A 19,505-nucleotide genomic window follows, 5' to 3' on the forward strand; every position below is an offset into this window, starting at 1 on the left:
TTATGGAATATGTCTGGGCTATTTTCCTCATACTCGGTCTAATCTTTTCGCAGGTGCTGCAACTGTTCAGCCTGCCTGCCAATTGGATCGCCATCGCTCTGGTGTCACTGTGGAAATATATCTACCCGGATTCCATGACATGGGATTTCGTCATCATCATTTCAGTAGTGGCAGCCGTAGCCGAAGCATTGGAATTTTTCCTCCAGGCCCGATACGCCGGTAAATACGGTGCATCAACCCGAGGCAATATTGGCGGCATTGTCGGTGCCGTTGCCGGTGCAATATTTGGCGCACCATTCTTTCTCGGACTAGGTGCTCTCATTGGCGCACTGAGTGGAGCCTACCTGGGCTGTCTGATCGCCGAAATGCCCGGCCGCTCTCGTCCGGAAGCACTCATGGCCGCCAAAGGCGCCTTTGTTGGCAAAGCACTGGGCTTTACGGTCAAAACGGCCATAGGAGCCACGATAGTGGTCATCTCCATTCCCAGGATTTGGCCATAAGCCATACTCAATTACATAAAAAAGGGCTGGCTCTCATATGAGGGCCAGCCCTTTTTCATGACTCATCAAGCACACCGGACAAACGCTCTGCGGCGAGGTCATACCCATATCTGATCAACGGTGCCGCTTTATCAAAATCGAGAATCATGCATAAATTTCTCGGAACTTCTAGGACATGATCAGGAGGATACGCGGCAATCTTTTGTCGAGCGATAGTCCCTTGCATGGCATCAAAAGATTGCAAAACAATATTACGCGTCTTCATACCATTTTTTAGATGCGGTAACGAAGATTTGATCTTGCCCGTAAAATCGGAAATGGCATTGCCCAACATGGAGCTTTCGCCCTCTTCCTTACCAGACAAAGAAAGCCCTTCCTTGGGTTTTCCACACAGATTCACGGCAATGGTAATATCTGTATGATCACTAAAAGTAGGGGCAATGGGGACTGGATTGAGAATACCCCCATCGATAAGATCAACACCATGGAACTTAAACGGCGTGAAAAACAGGGGTAAAGAAATAGATGCACGAATGGCGTCAAAAAGAGGGCCTTCATCTATCCACACTTCTTTCGCCGAATCGATATCCGTGGCCACAGCTGTGAACGGAATATCCATTTCCTCAATCAACTTCTCACCAACCAACGCCTTAAGTGTGTCTATAATTTTGTTACCCTTGAAAAGCCCGTTGCTATCAAGTGCAAGATCAAGCAATCCAATCATATTGGTCATGGTAATAGCTCGCACCCACTCTTCAAACTCGTCAAGTTTGCCAATGGCATGAATGCCACCAACCAACGCCCCCATGGAGCAACCGGTTATGGACTTAATTACGTAGCCATTTTCTTCAAGCCAATGAATAATTCCAATATGAGCAATTCCACGAGCACCACCACTGCCAAGGACGAGAGAAACTGTTTTTTTTCGTACCATGTCACACTATTTCCTTGATAGAACTCAACAAGAACCTTTATCTACCGTCACCGCTTTGAAAAGGTCAATAACAGACAGGTCTTCATGTAACAATTTGACTTGCACAGCGAGGACTTTTAAGCGAACGTGGTGGCCGTTGAAGCGGCCCAGATTGATCAACCAAAAACAGTATACCGGATGGACCAATGACTGCCGACCTTTTTCCTACTTATCGTGGACACATGGAATACTTCTGCCTTGGCTGCGGCAAGCGATTCCCCACCGATGAACTGCATTACACATGCCCCGAATGCGGCGGCGTGTTCCTGCTCGACAACCTGCTTTTCGATGATCTGAAAAAAAGATCGGGCAAGCAGTGGAGAGAAATTTTCGACAGTCGTGCCGCTTCCAAGAAAACTGCCTTGCGCGGAATTTTCCGTTTCTATGAGCTCATGGCCCCGGTACTTGAAGAGGAAGACATCGTCTATCTAGGCGAAGGCAACACCCCTGTTATCGAATCCAGCCCGGGCCTGAATCAAACAACCGGAATGACTACCGCATACAAGAACGACGGCCAGAACCCATCTGCATCCTTCAAGGATCGCGGCATGGCATGCGGCTTTTCCTATCTCCGTTCACTCATCCGGCAGAATGCTTGGGACCAGATTCTCACGGTCTGTGCGTCCACAGGTGACACTTCGGCAGCGGCGGCTCTATATGCCTCCTATGTCGGCGGAGCCATCAAATCCGTGGTTATCCTGCCGCACGGCAAAGTGACCCCGGCACAGCTTGCCCAACCGCTCGGTTCCGGCGCAGTGGTATTAGAGGTCCCCGGCGTTTTTGACGACTGCATGAAAGTAGTCGAACATCTGGCCGACAATTACCGTGTGGCCCTGCTCAACTCCAAAAACGCATGGCGCATCCTGGGCCAGGAATCCTATGCTTTCGAATGCGCCCAGTGGTTCGATTGGGACATGAAAAACAAATGCATTTTCGTCCCCATCGGCAATGCAGGCAATATAACCGCCATCATGGCCGGCTTCCTCAAGCTATATGAATTGGAAATCATCGCCGACCTGCCACGAATTTTCGGTGTCCAGTCCCATCACGCAGATCCGGTCTACCGTTACTACGCAGTGGATGATCCCAAAGAAAGACAGTACGAGCCAGTGACCGTAGCCGCATCCGTGGCCCAGGCTGCCATGATCGGCAACCCGGTTTCCTTCCCCCGTGTAAAATATTTCGCCGAAAAATTCGAAGCTATTGGTGGCGAAGACTCCTTCCAAGTCCTTCAGGTCACGGAACAGCAAATCATGGATTCCATGATCCAGGCCAACATGCATGGACACATCGCATGCACACAAGGCGGCGAATCATTTGCCGGAGCAAAGCGCGCCTTGGAATTGGGCCTGGTTACGCCTGAAGAGCTCTGTATTCTCGATTCTACAGCCCACCAACTCAAGTTCGTGGACTTCCAAAATATGTACTTCGACAACAGTTTCCCCCCCGAATTTGAAATTACCCCCGACATGACTCTGGCAAACACGCCAGAACTGGTCATTTCCCCAGAGGAAAAAAGCGCTCTTTCTCCCGAGGAATACACCCGCACCACTGCGAACAAAGTGGTAGCAAAACTCGGTCTGGAAAAGAAATAGTTGGGGACGATGGTGGCGAAAAAACAACGGGCTGACCAACTGCTCGCCATATCTGGTGCGGTAGAAAGCAGAGAAAGAGCCAAACGACTTATCATGGCCGGGAAAATCCATTATATGGACCGAGGGCAAAAGATTCCCGTAAACAAACCCGGACAACAGTTCTTCCCTGATACGGAATTCGTTGTCCCGGACGACTCTCGTTTTGTCTCACGTGGTGCCTATAAGCTACTGACTGCTATTGAAGAATTTTCCATCGATTTCACAGATAAAATTGCTTTAGATGCAGGAGCGTCAACTGGCGGTTTTACCGACTGCATGCTTCAGCACGGCGCGATACGGGTCTACGCTGTCGATGTCGGCTATGGTCAGTTGCACGAAAAACTTAGGCAGGATGATCGGGTCATCAACATGGAACGGACTAACGTCCGCCATGCCGAGCCAGACCTTATCTCCGAGTCTGTGGATGTCATTGTAGCCGATGTATCTTTCATTTCACTGACAAAAATTCTTCCGGCCTGCTGCCAATTCCTCAAGAATGACGGAGAACTTGTCGTACTCATCAAGCCTCAGTTCGAAGTCGGCCCCGGCCAGACTGATAAAGGCGTGGTCCGAGATGAAAGTTTACGTCAAGAGACAGTAGATATGGTCACCGGATTCTGCGAAAACGAACTGGGCCTGACAATCAAGGGCGTCGTCCCCTCAAAAATCCTCGGCCCCAAAGGCAACCAAGAATATATGGCCTACATGGCCAAAGCATAAATTCATGATCCAAGGGCTTATTTACTCGTTGATTTCTGCAACGGCGTTTGCAGCCTTGCCGATTTTGGTCAAACTCGGCTACGCGGCGGGCATGACTGGAACGGTTATGATGCAATATCGCTTTTCATACGCAGTTCTCTTCCTGCTTGTGTTCATGCTGATCAAAGACCGGTCTCTCTTCAGAATCTCCAGAAAAAGTTTGGCCAAATGTGCTTTTATAGGCATCATTATTTATTGGACTCAGACAACCTGTTTTGTTCGAGCGCTGGCTACCATTCCGGCTTCAACAACTTCTCTAATCCTGTACGGCTATCCCGTAGTAGTTACCCTGGCCTCTGTCATATTCCTGAAATTACGACTGAACAAACTTATCGTCTTTTCACTTTGCTTGGTTATGGCTGGATGCTGTCTCGTCTTTTTCGATGCATTTCTACGCGAAGTTGACCTTATCGGGCTTGCTTACGCATTTGGCGCAATGGCCATTTTCTCCGCATATCTTGTCCTAAGCCAAGTGCTTCTCAAAGGTCTCAAGCCGTTGACTGCCACTTTTTATGTTATGCTCTTTGCCGCCATAGTCTTCACCTTGTCCGGCGATTTTATGGCATGGTTCCACACCTCTGGCGAACAAATGCTTATCGGTCTTGCTCTTGGATTATTTCCGGGCGTGTTGGCTGTCACTCTTCTGTATCAAGCCATTGAAAGAATCGGCTGTGCTTATGCCAGTATTTTTTCTTCCGTTGAACCAGTGATCACATTGGCGGGAGCTGCCGTTCTCCTCGGCGAACATGTCGTCGTGTTGCAATTAGCCGGCATGGCCATGATCCTTATAGGCATCATCGTCCCCAATCTCCGATTCGGCCAACCAACTCAAAAATAATTCCTATCACGAACTCTTTTCCGTTTTTTCTTCCGCATCTGCCATTTCACTAAAAAAAGCTAACACCCCGGCAGGAAGTGTCACGTCTCCCTGAAATCGAACACCTAGCCCTTGAAGAGGACCAGCCTCACAACGGGTCATAAATTCGCCCGTAAACGAATACGGCTTCTGACCGTCCATTGTCTGAAAGGTTCCGGCAACCGGGGCCTTATCATTCAACTCCAATATGGAGGCATCAGCCAGAACGATACAACACCCACCCGGACTAATGTCCGAGATATGCCCACCATACACATCTTCATCAATGGACACCGTGGCAGGGAAATGGCACGTCATCCGGTCCTCTTGCCGAAGATTATGTTCAACAAACTCAGTGGGATACGATAAAAAAACCAAAGACACAGGTGCTGCCTGATAGAAAATAACATCCACACTGAATCCAACAATTCTACCAGCTCCCAAATATCTCACCTGCAAATGAGTCCCTTTGGCAAGACGCTCTCTTATACCAGGCATCATTGGCACTTTCAGAAGAATAAATTCCCCTTTGGACTGCCCTACATACCGACAATTCATACGCTCCTTGTCCGCATATTCAACGATAATCCGGGAACCGGATTCAATATGCATAAATCCTCCCAATTAGGCTTCTCGCTTATCCATATATCGTCCCAATAACTTCAAATGAGCTTTTTCTTCCCGAGCTAAAGTTTGCAATACGGCTTCAGTTTGCGACTCGGCAGCCCTCCGTGCACATCGCAAATAGTAATCCAGAGCCTGCGCTTCAATCATGGTCGCCAATTGCAGGATCCCTTCTTCGTCGTCAAAGGCGGCAGGATGATGAGCCAGGAACTCGCTGATCTCCACACCTCCCTCCGCAGCCAGACCGATTGATGTAAAAGCCGTTTTCTCAAACATGTCACGGTCCATCTCACGGCCGACAATCTTGCAGTAGAGAGTAAATAATGTATCTTTATGTCGATCTTCGAACCCAGCCAATTCCATGAACAATTCAATTCGTTCAAGGGTTTCCGCCATATCTGCTCGCTCCACATAGAAACGTTGCAGATTACTCTCCATGGCGTACGCCTTGAGCACGACCTCGGCTGGAGTTTCTGTCCCAGTAAACTCAATCAGCCCAAGTTCCATTGGGCCAAAAGCGATCTCTCCATTCCAACCGGCCATGCCGCCCACGAGATTATTCACATCGGAAAAGCCCTGTCCTTCCAATAATGCCGAAGCGGCCATACTCCGGCCGCCCGATCGGCAGTAGGCTAAGACAGGTTTCTCTTTGTCAATTTCATCTATATGATCAATGAGTTCTACCAAAGGGACAAGGCGAGCTCCAGGAATATGCTCATCGGCATATTCCCACTCCTGACGAACATCCAGCAATGTATAGGAGTCAGGCTTACGGCTTCCCATAAAAACTCGAGCGGCGTCTACGGTCATCATATTGATCTGTGCCATATGAATTTTCTCCGATCAAAGCGGTATAAAGTCGAAACTTTTCCAATTGAACAGACAATACGGCAGGAAGACGCATGGCGTCAATATGAGTGGATTTAACGATCAGATCTGGAACATAACGACAATTGCTGTCAGAGAAAGGACAGCAATTATACCATCTCGAACACACCAAGAAAAATCAGATTCCCATGCTCTAGGGGAATCCAACCGACGACAGGCCACAGCCAGCGTTTGATTCCAAGTTTTCTGACCAAGATTACGGACCAAAGCCAATGGAATAATACGCATCCGCACACTCAGGCCGGACCCAAGACATCGCCGCGACGCCACTTCCTTGACGTTGGCGAGGGTCTCCAAACAAATAGGCAGAAAATGAATCATTAATGCAAGGGATAAGGCTGAGCGCCAAGCTCGTTCCTGACCAATCACCGGCCGCAAAGCCCAAGACACAGCCAATCCAAGAGAACGCGCAGATGTGGATAACGCTAGTCCTAACCCGAGCAGAAGCAATGCAACCAAACGTGCCCCTAACTGGAGGCCGTCTATCACTATGAACTCCACAGGCACACCGGACACAGCATCCAATGTCATCTTGATTCCCACCCAAAACAGGACAAAAACCAAAAGGCTCCGAATCATCTTGAATCCGACAGACTGCTCTGCCGCCAAAGGCCAGACAATGAAAAATAAAAACAGAATACATACAACCACCGCAATGGCATGGACCTTCCACAGGCATGGACCAAGTACAAGGGCAATAGCCAGCTTCAAGCGCGGATCAAGTTCCCGAATATATGCAGACACACCGGGCATCAATTGTTCCCCGTGTCCCATGACCCAATAACTCGATCAACAGCCCAGGAGTGCGGAGGTCGAACGCCATGCTCCCGAACAGAATCCAGTACGGATTCAGGCGGACCGGTCACAACGAGCTTTCCACTATCAAGAACAGCCAACCCATCCACCAGATCAATGAAACTTTCCAGATCATGAGAAGACACGACCTGTGTCAACCCGGCTTGACGATTTTCACCAATAAGAGAACGCATCTCGCGTACTCCTGGATAATCCAGCCCGCTGAAGGGTTCATCCAGCAGTAAAACATTCGGATCATCCAACAATGCCGCAGCCAGACAAAGCTTGCGCTTCATCCCCCAGGAAAGAGTCTGCACAGGGCACTCCCATGCCGAAAGCAAATTGAACCTGTCGGCCATATACTTGGCCTGAGCAATGGCTTTTTCATCGCGCCTAGCTCCCATGAGCAGATCTTCTTCCACAGTCCCGCCAAGAATTTGCAGATCGGCATCCTGCATGACCAAACGACATATGGCGCGAATGGATTTCTCCGAACCGGGGCTGACACGATCGGCAACGATCAATGAACCTCCAGTCGGGGCATATAATCCGGCCATAAGTGATAGAAGCGTTGACTTCCCGCTTCCATTAGCACCAACCACCCCCAAAAGAGTACCTTTGGGAATATTCATGGAAAGACCGGACAGGACATTCCCACCGGATGGATAGGCAAAAGAGAGTGCGTTCAATGTAATCATGCGGTTCCTCGAACGGTAGATTCAACCATTGCACCAGAAAGTGTCAACGAAATAAAAAAGGCCCCCGCCGAAGCAGGGGCCTGAATATCGTCAAAAAGGATAACTTTAGAAGGCATACCCGACTGAGAGACCGGCTCCCCAAGTACGACCATTCTTGAAATCTGCATCATATGTAGTACCAATAGCATCAGTCATCTTCATACCATGGCGTTCCTTGGTCACGATATACATACCGGACAGGTCGAACGTCAGGTTATTAATTGCGTATCCAGCACCAAGAGTGAACATCTGCCGATCATTCGCAGGCAACAAAGGAGAAGTGTACTCATGTCGAATAGGAGTTTGGTCGTAGACATAACCAGCTCGCAGGGCCAACGCATTGGTAACCAAATACTCTGCACCAAGCTGAAAGCGCCATGTGCTCTTGTAGTTAAACTCTTCTTCAGTATCAGGCAGGGCGAAACCGTCAAAATCAAATTCGATACGGTCAAACTGTTCCCACTGAGTGTACACAATATCAAATTCAAACGTCAGATTTTCAATGGGAGAATATCCCAATCCAGCGGTATAACTGGCAGGGAAATCAGCGGTAAGCGTTGCATTTCCAGAAGAGAGAAGAACGCCAGCTGCATTATGATAAGTAGCCTTACCTTTTCCTACAAAATGAACCGGAGACCGGTAGATAAAACCAAAATTCAAATCATCGGTGATATCGTAGAGCATGGACAAATTGAATGCGAGAGCGGCTGAATCTACATCTACTTTAAATTTTTGACCAACCGGAGAAAGCATTTTCTTAATCATAAAGCCACCCTTAATGAACTCAACGCCACCTGAAAGCGCCAAATCATCAGTCACTTTGTAAGCGACTGTGGGTGTTAATGAATATGTTTCCAGCAGAGCTTCCTGAAGTAAAGTGGCACCGGCCCAATCATCGTCATACTTCGTACCAAGACCAAAACGGGTGTATTCACCCAAACCTATATACAGATCATCATTGACCTGGTGGGTAATGTAGGCATGCGGAACAACATGGTTCACGGAACGAGTGGTTGACTTGTCGCCGTCGATGTAAACATCCGACATCGGATTAATGACCGCTGTCCCGGCATAAACATTGGTGCCTTCCAGCTTGGTCATCTGAGACGGGTTATAAGCGATGACTGAAGCGTCATTACCTGTCGCATAGTTGGCGGTACCCATACCCAGTGCACGGTTACCCCACTCATAAAGAGCAAAACCGCCCGCATGAACAGTCACTGCGGACGCTAAAATACAGAGTACGAAACTACAGAAAAAAATGGCGGATGCACGTTTCATCCTTCCCCCTTGAATCCTGCCGATTCGCATCGACAGCGGTCTTGTTCAATGAGTCCGGCACCCTCCCAGATATGGCAACATGAAAAGCCGCCCCGAATACATTGAAATAGTTATTTTGCACAAACTCCCACGTCTTAACCGACACAAAAAAAAATGTAAAACATTAAAACTATTTCAAACACTTGTTTGATATGTAATTTGAATATGATGGGACATTTTTGCACGGCATGATTCTGGCATTTCTCCATGATGAAAACTTATTCTGGAAATTTATTCCCACGGAGATATCATGCACAATCTGATTCCCACATTGGATATCAAAGAAAAGAGCTTTCACGGCACTCTGGCCGTCGGCGGTCTGGCTGGCATTGTCGAAGGATCCATTCAATACGGACAACTCACCCTCCACACTGTGTTTCCAGGGATGATGTTGACCCTCATCGGGGCCTTTCTAGGCGGATTCACCGGATTCTTCCTCAAAGACCTGTTCAGGACCCTTCGGGGTAGAAAGCCTTATCGAGGTGTCAATAATGACGGATGGACAATGGGGGCATTTCTGGGAACGATGGTGGGAACATTACTTCAAGTGGCAGCCAGCACAGATGGAGCCAATCTAGTGATCGGCTCCATCGTAGGTGCTTATTTCGGAGCTGCGTGTGGTGCCTTTCCTGATGAATTCATCACGCCTATCCTGCTCAGGATGCGCGCAACAAAACACGAACACACGCCCACAAAACGAAGGCAGCTTCTATAGCTGCCCTCTTCAATTACTTCATTTCGACCCAGATCACTGCGCCGAGTTCAAGCTCACGACCTTTGTACGGTTCGTCAGCAGTCGTCAAACCAGCAAAACCCCACCAGCCTTGCCACGGACAGGCAAAAGTAAAAACGCCATTGGAATCAGCAAGGACTTCCTGCGTCACCATACGCTCGTTCGGTGCGGTACGTTTGCCATCTTTATTATAAAATTCAACTTCGACACGAGTAAACGGTGCAGGTTTACCCTTATACATAATAATGCCTTGGAAAACATTTCCGGCATAGTTGCCAAAAGGACGCGTCAAAGGAACGATTTCAGTCTCCAAACCTAAAGGCTTGTTCCATTCCTCTCCTTCACCAAAACCATCGACCACAACCTTGGTGATATGACGAATATAGTTGTTCTCAGCGTCTTCCTTGTACGGAACTGGATCAAAAACGAATGAGTACATTCCAGGGCGCTTGGGTGTGTAGGAGGTTTTCCAACCCGTATGGTCCATAACGCGGGTTTCCTTCAGCGTAGACAGAAGATCCATACGCTTACCGTCATCTATGACCACAAAAAATTCAGCTGGCTTCTCCAGCTCCATACCCTGCAGTTCAAATGGATGGGAAAAAGACAAGGTCAACTCCACATCACGTTTTTGCTGAGTTGTCTCATCCGTATCAGGAATCAACATACCAAAATGAGCGGAAACGGTTGTCGCCCAAAAAACGCAGACCAATGCCAATACGATTCTCTGTAGACTCATCATCATTCCTTACCTGTTTATTGGATACCAGTTTCATTTCTGTGATCGATCGATGTTACTAATACTGAATTTGTAACACGTGTCAAGAACCAAACGTCACAAAGTGACATTTAATGAAACATATCTACTCCGAATCTTGAGCGTTCTTCCAACGACGAGCAAGGGCCACCCCTGACAAATTATGCCACAAACTGAACAACGCTCCAGGCAAAGCGCTGACAGCTCCAAAATGCTTCACCGCCAAAGCAACACCAAGGCCGGAATTCTGCATACCCACCTCAATTGCCAGAGTTCGAGCATCCCGTTTTGAACACCGAGCCAACCGTGCCAGACCATATCCAGCAACAAGCCCTATGCCATTATGTAGAATAACAGCCAAAAGAACGAGAGCCGGGAAAGCGAGTAATGTTTTCTGGTTCAAACCAATAATACAGGCGATAAGCAGTGCAATAACCATGATAGACAAGGAGGGAAAAAACCGCAAAAGCGGCTCCAGTCGTTTACGAAAAATACGACGCAGGATAAGACCGTCCAGCATGGGAAAAACGACAATCCAGAAAACGGATTGCACCATTGACCAAAAATCAATGTGTACCTGTTTATCAAGAAGCAGGTAGATAATAACGGGGGTGAACAATGGAGCCAGACAGGTGGAAGCCAGAGTCAAAGTGACCGACAAAGGGACATTGGCACGGGCCAGATAAGCAATCACGTTTGAAGCGGTTCCACCAGGACATGCTCCTACAACGACCATACCAATGACCGCCTCAGCAGGCAGTCCAAGAATAAAAGAAATACCGACAGCTAACACAGGCATGAGCACATACTGCATGAACACTCCAAGACCGACCAGATGCCACTTGCGCAGGATCTCGCGAAAGTCTCCAAAATCAAGCGTCAACCCCATGCCAAACATAATCACGCCTAAACCAAGAGGGATATGCGGCTTGATCCAAATAAAAGACGGAGGATAAATCAGGGCTATTCCTGACAACAAAACTGTGATGAGAATAAAATATTTTTCTATGAATCTAGGAACGACTTCCAACATCATGGACTGACACCATATCCTTTACAGAGAAGTAAAGCGGGTTGCGACAAAAAGCCAATCGAGCTGGAAGATGTAACTATATGATGAGAAGATGGCTGTGAAGAGTTGACGAACCAGCAGGAACGCTGTAAGTATCCGTTTCCCGAATGAGGGAAGCCGGATGGCGGTTGCGCTGAGAACTCCGTCAGATCCGAAAGGAAGCAGCGGTATTGGTTGCTGCCGGGTGTCCGGTTTCCACTCAAAGGCGCGTTCGATCATGAACGCGCCTTTTTTCATGCGCGATCAACGGCATCCGATCAAACCATGCGCTTTTCCAAGTCCTTAACCAAGACCAAAGCTTTCTTAAAATCATATTCTGCGATGAGTTTCAGCATCCGTACGACATCATCATGCAATTCTCCGGGCCATACAAGCACTTGAACGTCTTTTGCCTTCTTCCGACATACGACAGGGGCCCCTTCGGACAATGGCACCTTGAGAGCCTCCAGCGACGCCAGTAAATCAGCAGCATCAGCGACCTCGCCCACCTGTTTGAGGACAGTCTTGGTGCCTTCTATTTCCTTAATCACTGCAATGCTCTGCATTACCACTGACATATCGTACGAAAACCGCTCCAGCTTTTCTTGCACATCATCAGAGGACTCGTCCAACGCGTGCTCCAAGTCGCTGGACGACTCAAACAACTCCATGGCACCAAGCATCCCAGATGTGCCTTTTACCGAGTGAGCAAGCCCTACAGCCTCCTCAAGTCGCCCTTCAGCTCTCGCCTGCTCGATTTCCTGAGCAGCATCAGAATACTTTTCATCCAATAACAAAAGAAGGTTTTTGTATAACTCCTTGTTGCCCCTCGCTCGTCGCAGTCCAAGTTGAACATCAATACCGTCCATGGAGGCCGGAAGTGAATCGCCAAGTACAGGCTCTTCGGTCAGAGGTAACGGTCGTGACTGATGAACAGATGTCGGCTCAATCCACTGCGCAAGGACCTTAAAAAGATCCTCAGGATCAAAAGGTTTGGCCACATGTCCGTTCATACCCACGGACTGACTCCGTTCAATGTCCTCAACCATGGCGTGGGCCGTCATGGCAATAATCGGCAAATCATTGAACCGATCCTGTTCACGCAGTCGACGAGTCGCCTCGTACCCATCCATAATAGGCATCTGCACATCCATGAGGACAAGATCTACAGGAGTCTTGGCGAGAAAGTCCAAAGCAGCCTGTCCATTGACGGCTTCAAAAACTTTAATTTTTGCAGACGCCAAAATCTCCAAAGCCACCTGACGATTGATTTCATTATCTTCAACAAGCAACACTCTGGCCCCGCCCAAATTGTCCGTAACGCCTTCACGGACCACGGAGTCACTGGTTGTCACCATACCTTTACCGAGGGTTTCAACAACGAGATTAAAGAGAAATGATTGGTTCACAGGCTTAAACAACAACCCCTTAAAACCCATTTCATTGGATTTTTTCACCAACGAAGCATTGCCATACGCTGAAACCATGAACATGGGGGGCTTGGGAGATATGGATTCATCCGACAAAATGGCCCCAGCAGTCTGGATACCGTTCCTCCCAGGCATACGCCAATCAATAACCAAAAGGTTGAACGCCTCTTCTTTGGGGACATTACGCAATATCTCAAGCGCCTCTTCTCCCGAACCGGCAAGAGCGACACGCAGCCCCATGTGCTCCAACATCCCTTTAAGAATAATCTGAGAGGTATCGTTGTCATCCACCACAAGCGCACGCTGTCCTTGCAACTCGCCCGGGAGCAAAGCAGGCTCCTTGTCCCTATGGTAAATCGGAAATGGAATTTCAAACCAGAAAAGGCTGCCCTTGCCGGGCTCACTTTCAACACCAATCTCTCCGCCCATCAAACTGACGAGCTGATTGCACAGATTAAGACCCAATCCAGTCCCGCCATATTTGCGGGTGGTCGAAGCGTCTGCCTGCGTGAATGGTTGAAAAAGTTCATCAATCTGATCTAACTTAATCCCTATGCCATCATCCTTGACGGTAAAACGCAATTTTGCCTGTTCCTGTTTCAACTCCAACGGAACAATAGAAACGACCACAGCCCCTTCGTCCGTAAATTTGACGGCGTTGTTACACAGATTGATAAGAATCTGTGCCAAACGCATGGAGTCACCAACGACAGAATTTGGAACTTTCTTGTCCACGTTAATGAGAAACTCGAGTTTCTTTTCGTTGGCTCTTGGAGAAACAATGGTTGTCAACTGCTCCAACACCTGATCGATCGTAAAACCGACCGACTCCACACTGAGCATGCCCGCTTCAATTTTGGACATATCCAACACATCATTAATAATCCCAAGCAAAGACTTGGCCGAAATATCTATCTTGTTGAGGTAGTCCTTCTGGGTGGCCGACAGATTGGTCATCTTCGTCAGATGCGTCATACCTATAATCGCATTCATGGGAGTACGAATTTCATGACTCATGTTGGCAAGAAATTCACTCTTGGCTCTAGTTGCATCCTCAGCCGCTTCCTTGGCGTCGATAATCGCTTTTTCAGTCTGTTTACGAATATGGATTTCAGACGTCAGAAGCCTATTCGTCTTATTCAACTCATCAGTCCGCAGAATGACACGTTGCTCCATTTCATCATACGCAATTTTGAGTTCAGCCTGAGCTCTCCGTAAATCAGAGATATCCGTAATCATCCCAAACGATCCGTCAAAGGCTCCCTTCATCCCAATCATGGGGCTTGATGAAACAATTGTCCAAACGATATGCCCGTCTTTGTGCATAAGCCGGCGCTCATACTGCGAGGAAAGACCTTGAACCCGCTTTTCCATCTCTTGGTCATGGTGTTCCAGATCATCAGGATGCAACAAATCTGCTATCGGCATACCGTACATTTCCATCTCGATATAACCAAGCATGTCGGCCAAGACCTTATTGACCATGATCAAACGTCTGTCCTTATCGATAACGATTATACCTTCAGTCGTTGTCTCGAAAAGACGCCTGTACTTCTCTTCACTCAATCGCAACAGGTCTTCGCGCGACCGAACCTTTCCAGCCATTTCATTGAACTTGGAAAGAATTGTTCGCATTTCCAGAAGATTTCCTTCTTCCTCGTGTTCCGCATATTCACCAGCAGATATGCTTTCGATTCGGGCAATAAGCAAATCCAATGGTGTTCGTAAATTTTTGTTAAGAATCAATTTAGTAAAAACACCGAGAACAATGGCAACAAATAACAGGGACAAAAGGCTGATCCAAGTGGTTTCATATACCTTATCTTCAAAAATAAGCGGCGTCAGGCCAAGCTGAATATATCCAACTTCGACATCCTCGTAGCTTACGCTTTTCCCCTTGACGATAGTCACCCCTTCCTCAATCTCTCCAAAGGAATAAACCTCGTTCCCACGGTGGTCGACAACGTTGATGAAAACGACAATATCTATTTTGGAAAAGGCGTCACACAAACTGACAACAGACTCTTCTTCCATATGCCAAAGATAGGATTCAAGACTATTGGATAAGTGGGTGAGGGATTCACTGGCCCTTTGCTCAAATTGGGCCTCGGATTTTTCATATAGGACAAAGAAAACAATGGAAGAAATGGCGATGGCAGAGGCTGCAAGGACACAAAAAAGACTCGCAGTCAGATGCTGAACAAGGGATCTGTTCCCTCTATGTCTCGGCCTGGTCAAAAATTTCAATGAGATTTCCTCTATCCTGCCGGACCGCTAAACCAAACAGAAATTATAATAGCTCCATTGTCCCCGGTCTTTTCCACCGAGCAAAACGCCAAAAAAAGAATACCCCTCTGACGCCTCTATCTTTACACTTTCTATAACACTGGCATATTTCAGTCGATTATATTTTCGCCTGTCTGCACAGAGATTTCTCCGAATAGTATAATGGAGTTACGCCATCAGTCCAACGGCGTCAAAGCAAAAAGGCCTACCGAAAATTTCGGTAGGCCTTTGTGTTTGCGTGGCGGAGAGGAGAGGATTCGAACCTCCGGTGGACGTTAGCCCACACACGCTTTCCAGGCGTGCTCCTTAAGCCGGACTCGGACACCTCTCCGCGCTGAGAGGCAGTAACTAACCAATATGATGTGCCTTGGCAAGCAAAAAAACGTTCTAATTTTACTTTTTTACAAAGGGAGTTGCAGACTGCCCCGGAATTCATCCAGGCTCACTGCTCCCAACTCTTCCAAAAGCGATTCCATCTCGTCCGCAAGGGTAAAAGCAAAATCCGGACGAAGGAAATTCGCCGTCCCCACCTGTACAGCATGAGCACCAACAAGAATGAATTCCAACGCATCTTCTGCGGAAGCAATGCCGCCGATACCAACCACCGGAATATCCACAGCTTGAACCACCTGATGGACACACCTCAGGGCCACGGGCTTGATAGCAGGGCCGGAAAGACCGGCTATAACGTTGGCTATGCGCGGTTTGCGATTTCTGATGTCCACAGCCATGCCAGAAAGCGTATTGATCAGCGACAGGGAATCTGCACCGCCATCGGCAGCAGCTCGTGCGCACACGGCAATATCCGTCACATTGGGTGACAGTTTGACCATGACATGTTTATTACCCGCTTGCTTCTTCACCGCTTCTGTCACCCGGCCGATCTGGGCCGGATCCTGACCAAAGGCAATACCGCCTTCCTTAACGTTGGGACAGGAAACATTGACTTCCAAAGCAGCCACACTGTCTTCACCCGCAAGGACTCCCGCCAGTTCGCCGAATTCTTCGGCATCACAGGCATAAAGATTGGCAACCACGGCCACATCTTTCCCTGCCAATACAGGAAGCGCCTTAGTAACAAATTCTTCAACCCCGGGATTCTGAATACCAATAGCGTTGAGCATACCGCATGGAGTCTCCGCTATACGGGGCATAGGATTGCCCTCACGCGGCTTGAGCGACAATCCCTTAGCGACGATACCTCCGAGCTTCTCAAGATCGCCATAAGGTGCAAATTCCACTCCAAAGCCAAAGGTACCGGAAGCGGTCATGACGGGATTCTTGAGATCAAGCCCGCCGAAAGAAACGTTCATATCCATTTGACCAACTCCCTAGAGTTCCACTTTATCGGCCCAGAACACGGGCCCCTTGGTACAGACCTGCACATGATGCCCTTCGCCATCCTTGGTCACACAACCGAGACAGGCCCCTACGCCACAGGCCATACGGTTTTCCAACGATACCTGAGCGCGTGCATCAAACTCGTTCGCAAAACGTTGAACGGTTTTCATGAATGGGGTCGGTCCGCACGAAAGGATCAAACCGCCTTTCTCGGCGTATTCCTGAATCAACCCCTTCATCGTATTGATGATAGCATCCAAATCTTCGGGTTTTTCTTCAATGATACATTGCCCTTCCACTTTGTCGGACAGTGTTTCAAAAGGATAGCACTCAAGAGGCATCCGGTGCGCCAGAAAAAGTTGCAAATTTTCCGGATGCGGATGAGACTCGACATAACCGCGAAAAGGTGCGATGCCGATGCCCCCGGCAAGGAGCAGAGTCGGTGTTTCCGGCTCCATGGCAAAGGAATTGCCAAGTGGTCCCCACATGGCGACCATATCGCCGGGCTGAAGTTGGGCGATGCGACTGGTGCCGCGCCCCACGTTCTGAATGAACAGGGTCACGGATTCACCGTCTGCGGAACAGATGGAAAACGGTCTGCCCCAGAGCAGGTCCAATTCCCAGTCCACCGGACGAATCATAACAAACTGGCCGGGCTTCCACCCGTCCCAATCCGGATATTCAAGCTTCAACTCGAAGAATTCACCCGCAGCTTTTGATTGACCGACCGGGGAAACTTCCAATACCTTTACATTGCGGCAATTCCTCAATGACATAGAGATACCTTATGAGTAAAAAACATTTACCTGAAATTATGGCCCCCGCAGGGGACAAATACTCCTACCTCGCTGGCGTCGCCGCCGGGGCGGACGCTATCTACGTAGGTCTGAAACACTTTTCGGCCCGCATGCAGGCCAAGAACTTCTCTATCAGTGAGCTTGCACAACTGGCAAGCCTCGGCAGAGACAGGGGCACCAAAACCTATGTAGCCATGAACACGCTGGTCAAACCCGGCGATCCCGAATCCGCAGGGCGGCTTATCGACCGTTTGCAGCGAACCGTCAAGCCCTATGCTCTCATTGTACAGGATCTGGCGATGCTGACTCTGGCTAAACAAGCTGGATTCACCGGAGAACTTCATCTCTCCACTTTGGCGAACATCAGTCATCCGACAGGACTCGCTATTGCCAAAAAACTTGGGGCATCCCGCGTGGTCATACCTCGCGAACTCAATCTTGACGAAGTCAAACTCATGGCCGACGCATGCCCGAAAGACCTCGATCTGGAAATTTTTGTTCACGGCGCACTCTGCCACTGTGTGTCGGGTCGTTGCTACTGGTCCAGTTATCTGGGCGGTAAATCCGGCCTTCGCGGTCGCTGTGTCCAACCGTGCAGACGTCTTTACACTCAAAACAAACAATACCCGGAACGTCTTTTTTCCTGTTCCGACCTCTCTCTTGATGTATTGACTAAGCCTCTGCTCTCCATGCCCAAGGTTGCGGCCTGGAAAATCGAAGGCCGTAAAAAAGGCCCCCATTACGTCTTTTACACCGTCAAGGCGTACCAAATGCTTCGCGATAATCCCAACGACGCAAAAATCAAGAAAGCAGCTCAAGACCTCCTTGATCAGGCACTCGGCCGACCGACGAGTCACTCCACTTTCTTGCCGCAACGTCCCTTCCAACCGGTTCAACCCAAGGAACAGACCAGTTCCGGCAGGCTCATCGGTGAAATTAAACGCGACCAGAAAAAACCCTTTTTCCAGCCTCGTGAAGTACTCAATCCCGGCGATCTTATTCGAATTGGATATGAAGACCAACCAGGCCATCGTACCATCCCCATTCGTCGTCGTGTACCAAAACGCGGCCGCATGGATATTCCCTTTTCCAAACAGCAGAAAGGACCAGCCCTGCCCACCGGCACCAAGGTCTTTCTAGTTGATAGACGTGAGCCTGAACTGACAAAACTCATCAAGGGACTGAGCAACGAACTCGACCTGTTCCCGGCCCCCGAGTCCAAGGAATCCCGTTTCACGCCCACATGGCCCAAAGCCGCAGCACGCAGCAAAACACGGAACCGGGCTGAATCCATCAACCTGTTCCGTCAACCACCGCGTGGTCGTATTTATGACAAGACTGCATTTTGGTTGGAAAAAGCCACCATCAGCAAAGTGCCACAGTCATCTGTAATTCGTGCACAGTGGTGGCTGCCTCCTGTCATCTGGCCGGACGAAGACAAGAAATACCGCTCCCTGATTAAAGAAGCGGTCAAAAAAGGCGCACGTGAATTCGTGTTAAACGCCCCCTGGCAGGCTGGATATTTCGAAGACCGTAAAAACACCAAACTGGTGGCTGGTCCATTCTGTAATATATCCAACAGACTTGCTCTCGGCGTGCTCAAGGATCTCGGTTTTTCCTCGGCCATAATCAGCCCGGAACTTTCGTTCGAAGACATAGAAGCGCTGTCGCAGAACTCGCCTATTTCACTAGGGTTCGTCATCAAGGGCTTATGGCCCTTTGGACTCGCTCGTTTCGAGGCAGAATCCGTCAAGATGAATGAGACCATCAAGAGTCCCATGCACGAAGTCTCTTTCGTACGTAAGCACGGGCAGAATAATTGGATTTACCCTGGTTGGGAATTGGATATGACCAAAGAATTCCGCAAGCTGGAACGACTCGGATTCAAGTCTTTCGTTACCATTAAGGAAGAATGGCCCAAAGATGTCCCTCGTCCCAAGCGGACCAGTGAATTCAACCTACGACTCAACTTACTGTAATCTCTGAATGCAAACAAAAAAGCCTCCAAACCGAAATCGGTATGG

Annotated in this window: 17 protein-coding genes, 1 tRNA gene and 1 other RNA gene; 7 read left to right on the forward strand and 12 right to left on the reverse strand. The window is 48.8% G+C overall.

Annotated elements, in window-relative coordinates; genetic code table 11:
• The first annotated feature begins 2 nt into the window (after window positions 1-2).
• Window positions 3-500, forward strand: a complete 498-nt coding sequence (locus tag SYK_RS05575) for a DUF456 domain-containing protein (protein WP_281762607.1) — start codon at window positions 3-5, stop codon at window positions 498-500.
• Between the two features lie 55 nt (window positions 501-555).
• Here SYK_RS05575 and SYK_RS05580 read toward each other — a convergent pair whose 3' ends face one another.
• Window positions 556-1,434, reverse strand: a complete 879-nt coding sequence (locus SYK_RS05580) for a patatin-like phospholipase family protein (protein WP_281762608.1) — start codon at window positions 1,432-1,434, stop codon at window positions 556-558.
• Between the two features lie 185 nt (window positions 1,435-1,619).
• Here SYK_RS05580 and thrC point away from each other — a divergent pair, with 185 nt between their 5' ends.
• Genes thrC through SYK_RS05595 form a run of 3 tightly spaced genes read left to right on the forward strand, consistent with a single transcriptional unit; the run spans window position 1,620 to window position 4,704 of the window.
• Window positions 1,620-3,068 carry a threonine synthase gene (gene thrC / locus SYK_RS05585; protein ID WP_281762609.1) on the forward strand — a complete coding sequence of 483 codons (1,449 nt, stop codon included), beginning with the start codon at window positions 1,620-1,622 and terminating at the stop codon, window positions 3,066-3,068.
• A 12-nt stretch (window positions 3,069-3,080) separates the two neighbouring features.
• Window positions 3,081-3,827, forward strand: a complete 747-nt coding sequence (locus SYK_RS05590; RefSeq protein ID WP_281762610.1) for a TlyA family RNA methyltransferase — start codon at window positions 3,081-3,083, stop codon at window positions 3,825-3,827.
• Window positions 3,828-3,831: 4 nt separating this feature from the next.
• The gene (locus tag SYK_RS05595) at window positions 3,832-4,704 is read left to right on the forward strand and encodes a DMT family transporter (RefSeq protein ID WP_281762611.1); all 873 of its coding nucleotides are present in this window, start codon (window positions 3,832-3,834) and stop codon (window positions 4,702-4,704) included.
• Between the two features lie 6 nt (window positions 4,705-4,710).
• Here SYK_RS05595 and SYK_RS05600 read toward each other — a convergent pair whose 3' ends face one another.
• The 5 genes from SYK_RS05600 to SYK_RS05620 all read right to left on the reverse strand — a co-directional run bounded on the left by SYK_RS05600 (window position 4,711) and on the right by SYK_RS05620 (window position 9,047).
• Complete coding sequence (locus SYK_RS05600; protein WP_281762612.1) at window positions 4,711-5,334, reverse strand: flagellar brake protein; 624 nt, start codon at window positions 5,332-5,334, stop codon at window positions 4,711-4,713.
• A 12-nt stretch (window positions 5,335-5,346) separates the two neighbouring features.
• A complete protein-coding gene (locus tag SYK_RS05605; RefSeq protein WP_281762613.1) occupies window positions 5,347-6,174 on the reverse strand; it encodes a rhodanese-like domain-containing protein in 828 nt (275 codons plus the stop codon).
• A gap of 102 nt (window positions 6,175-6,276) precedes the next feature.
• The gene (locus SYK_RS05610; RefSeq protein WP_281762614.1) at window positions 6,277-6,987 is read right to left on the reverse strand and encodes a cobalt transporter; all 711 of its coding nucleotides are present in this window, start codon (window positions 6,985-6,987) and stop codon (window positions 6,277-6,279) included.
• A complete protein-coding gene (locus SYK_RS05615; protein ID WP_281762615.1) occupies window positions 6,987-7,727 on the reverse strand; it encodes an energy-coupling factor ABC transporter ATP-binding protein in 741 nt (246 codons plus the stop codon). The genes SYK_RS05610 and SYK_RS05615 overlap by 1 nt, the downstream gene beginning before the upstream one ends.
• A 105-nt stretch (window positions 7,728-7,832) precedes the next feature.
• Window positions 7,833-9,047, reverse strand: a complete 1,215-nt coding sequence (locus tag SYK_RS05620) for an OmpP1/FadL family transporter (RefSeq protein WP_281762616.1) — start codon at window positions 9,045-9,047, stop codon at window positions 7,833-7,835.
• Window positions 9,048-9,336: 289 nt separating this feature from the next.
• Between SYK_RS05620 and SYK_RS05625 the strand changes: the two genes are divergently transcribed.
• The gene (locus tag SYK_RS05625) at window positions 9,337-9,801 is read left to right on the forward strand and encodes a hypothetical protein (protein ID WP_281762617.1); all 465 of its coding nucleotides are present in this window, start codon (window positions 9,337-9,339) and stop codon (window positions 9,799-9,801) included.
• Window positions 9,802-9,814: 13 nt separating this feature from the next.
• Here the strand turns inward: SYK_RS05625 and SYK_RS05630 are convergent, their stop codons facing one another.
• Complete coding sequence (locus SYK_RS05630; RefSeq protein WP_281762618.1) at window positions 9,815-10,558, reverse strand: DUF4198 domain-containing protein; 744 nt, start codon at window positions 10,556-10,558, stop codon at window positions 9,815-9,817.
• Between the two features lie 124 nt (window positions 10,559-10,682).
• Window positions 10,683-11,609, reverse strand: a complete 927-nt coding sequence (locus SYK_RS05635; RefSeq protein ID WP_431194126.1) for a bile acid:sodium symporter family protein — start codon at window positions 11,607-11,609, stop codon at window positions 10,683-10,685.
• Between the two features lie 147 nt (window positions 11,610-11,756).
• Between SYK_RS05635 and ffs the strand changes: the two genes are divergently transcribed.
• Window positions 11,757-11,852: signal recognition particle sRNA small type (gene ffs / locus SYK_RS05640), an RNA gene on the forward strand.
• 53 nt (window positions 11,853-11,905) lie between these two features.
• Here the strand turns inward: ffs and SYK_RS05645 are convergent.
• The 4 genes from SYK_RS05645 to SYK_RS05660 form a co-directional block, all read right to left on the reverse strand.
• Complete coding sequence (locus SYK_RS05645; RefSeq protein WP_281762620.1) at window positions 11,906-15,304, reverse strand: hybrid sensor histidine kinase/response regulator; 3,399 nt, start codon at window positions 15,302-15,304, stop codon at window positions 11,906-11,908.
• A 278-nt stretch (window positions 15,305-15,582) separates the two neighbouring features.
• Window positions 15,583-15,674, reverse strand: a tRNA-Ser gene (locus SYK_RS05650).
• A gap of 70 nt (window positions 15,675-15,744) precedes the next feature.
• On the reverse strand, window positions 15,745-16,662 hold the full coding sequence (locus SYK_RS05655) for a dihydroorotate dehydrogenase (RefSeq protein ID WP_281762621.1): 918 nt from the start codon (window positions 16,660-16,662) through the stop codon (window positions 15,745-15,747).
• A gap of 12 nt (window positions 16,663-16,674) precedes the next feature.
• Entirely contained in the window at window positions 16,675-17,460 is a 786-nt protein-coding gene (locus SYK_RS05660) for an iron-sulfur cluster-binding protein (RefSeq protein ID WP_281762622.1), read from the reverse strand.
• Window positions 17,461-17,471: 11 nt separating this feature from the next.
• On the opposite strand from SYK_RS05660, the gene SYK_RS05665 reads away from it, so the two are divergent.
• Window positions 17,472-19,460: a peptidase U32 family protein gene (locus SYK_RS05665; protein ID WP_281762623.1), complete on the forward strand. Its 1,989-nt coding sequence runs from the start codon at window positions 17,472-17,474 to the stop codon at window positions 19,458-19,460.
• Window positions 19,461-19,505: the final 45 nt, after the last annotated feature.

It is taken from the genome of Pseudodesulfovibrio nedwellii (assembly GCF_027923765.1).
Taxonomy (GTDB): domain Bacteria; phylum Desulfobacterota; class Desulfovibrionia; order Desulfovibrionales; family Desulfovibrionaceae; genus Pseudodesulfovibrio; species Pseudodesulfovibrio nedwellii.

What these genes read in the sequence shown, in the direction of transcription:
- SYK_RS05575 (WP_281762607.1), top strand. Translation starts at nt 3, where the DNA reads ATGGAATATGTCTGGGCTATTTTCCTCATACTCGGTCTAATCTTTTCG.
- SYK_RS05580 (WP_281762608.1), bottom strand. Translation starts at nt 1,434, where the DNA reads ATGGTACGAAAAAAAACAGTTTCTCTCGTCCTTGGCAGTGGTGGTGCT.
- thrC (WP_281762609.1), top strand. Translation starts at nt 1,620, where the DNA reads ATGACTGCCGACCTTTTTCCTACTTATCGTGGACACATGGAATACTTC.
- SYK_RS05595 (WP_281762611.1), top strand. Translation starts at nt 3,832, where the DNA reads ATGATCCAAGGGCTTATTTACTCGTTGATTTCTGCAACGGCGTTTGCA.
- SYK_RS05600 (WP_281762612.1), bottom strand. Translation starts at nt 5,334, where the DNA reads ATGCATATTGAATCCGGTTCCCGGATTATCGTTGAATATGCGGACAAG.
- SYK_RS05605 (WP_281762613.1), bottom strand. Translation starts at nt 6,174, where the DNA reads ATGGCACAGATCAATATGATGACCGTAGACGCCGCTCGAGTTTTTATG.
- SYK_RS05610 (WP_281762614.1), bottom strand. Translation starts at nt 6,987, where the DNA reads ATGCCCGGTGTGTCTGCATATATTCGGGAACTTGATCCGCGCTTGAAG.
- SYK_RS05615 (WP_281762615.1), bottom strand. Translation starts at nt 7,727, where the DNA reads ATGATTACATTGAACGCACTCTCTTTTGCCTATCCATCCGGTGGGAAT.
- SYK_RS05620 (WP_281762616.1), bottom strand. Translation starts at nt 9,047, where the DNA reads ATGAAACGTGCATCCGCCATTTTTTTCTGTAGTTTCGTACTCTGTATT.
- SYK_RS05625 (WP_281762617.1), top strand. Translation starts at nt 9,337, where the DNA reads ATGCACAATCTGATTCCCACATTGGATATCAAAGAAAAGAGCTTTCAC.
- SYK_RS05630 (WP_281762618.1), bottom strand. Translation starts at nt 10,558, where the DNA reads ATGAGTCTACAGAGAATCGTATTGGCATTGGTCTGCGTTTTTTGGGCG.
- SYK_RS05635 (WP_431194126.1), bottom strand. Translation starts at nt 11,609, where the DNA reads ATGTTGGAAGTCGTTCCTAGATTCATAGAAAAATATTTTATTCTCATC.
- SYK_RS05655 (WP_281762621.1), bottom strand. Translation starts at nt 16,662, where the DNA reads ATGGATATGAACGTTTCTTTCGGCGGGCTTGATCTCAAGAATCCCGTC.
- SYK_RS05660 (WP_281762622.1), bottom strand. Translation starts at nt 17,460, where the DNA reads ATGTCATTGAGGAATTGCCGCAATGTAAAGGTATTGGAAGTTTCCCCG.
- SYK_RS05665 (WP_281762623.1), top strand. Translation starts at nt 17,472, where the DNA reads ATGAGTAAAAAACATTTACCTGAAATTATGGCCCCCGCAGGGGACAAA.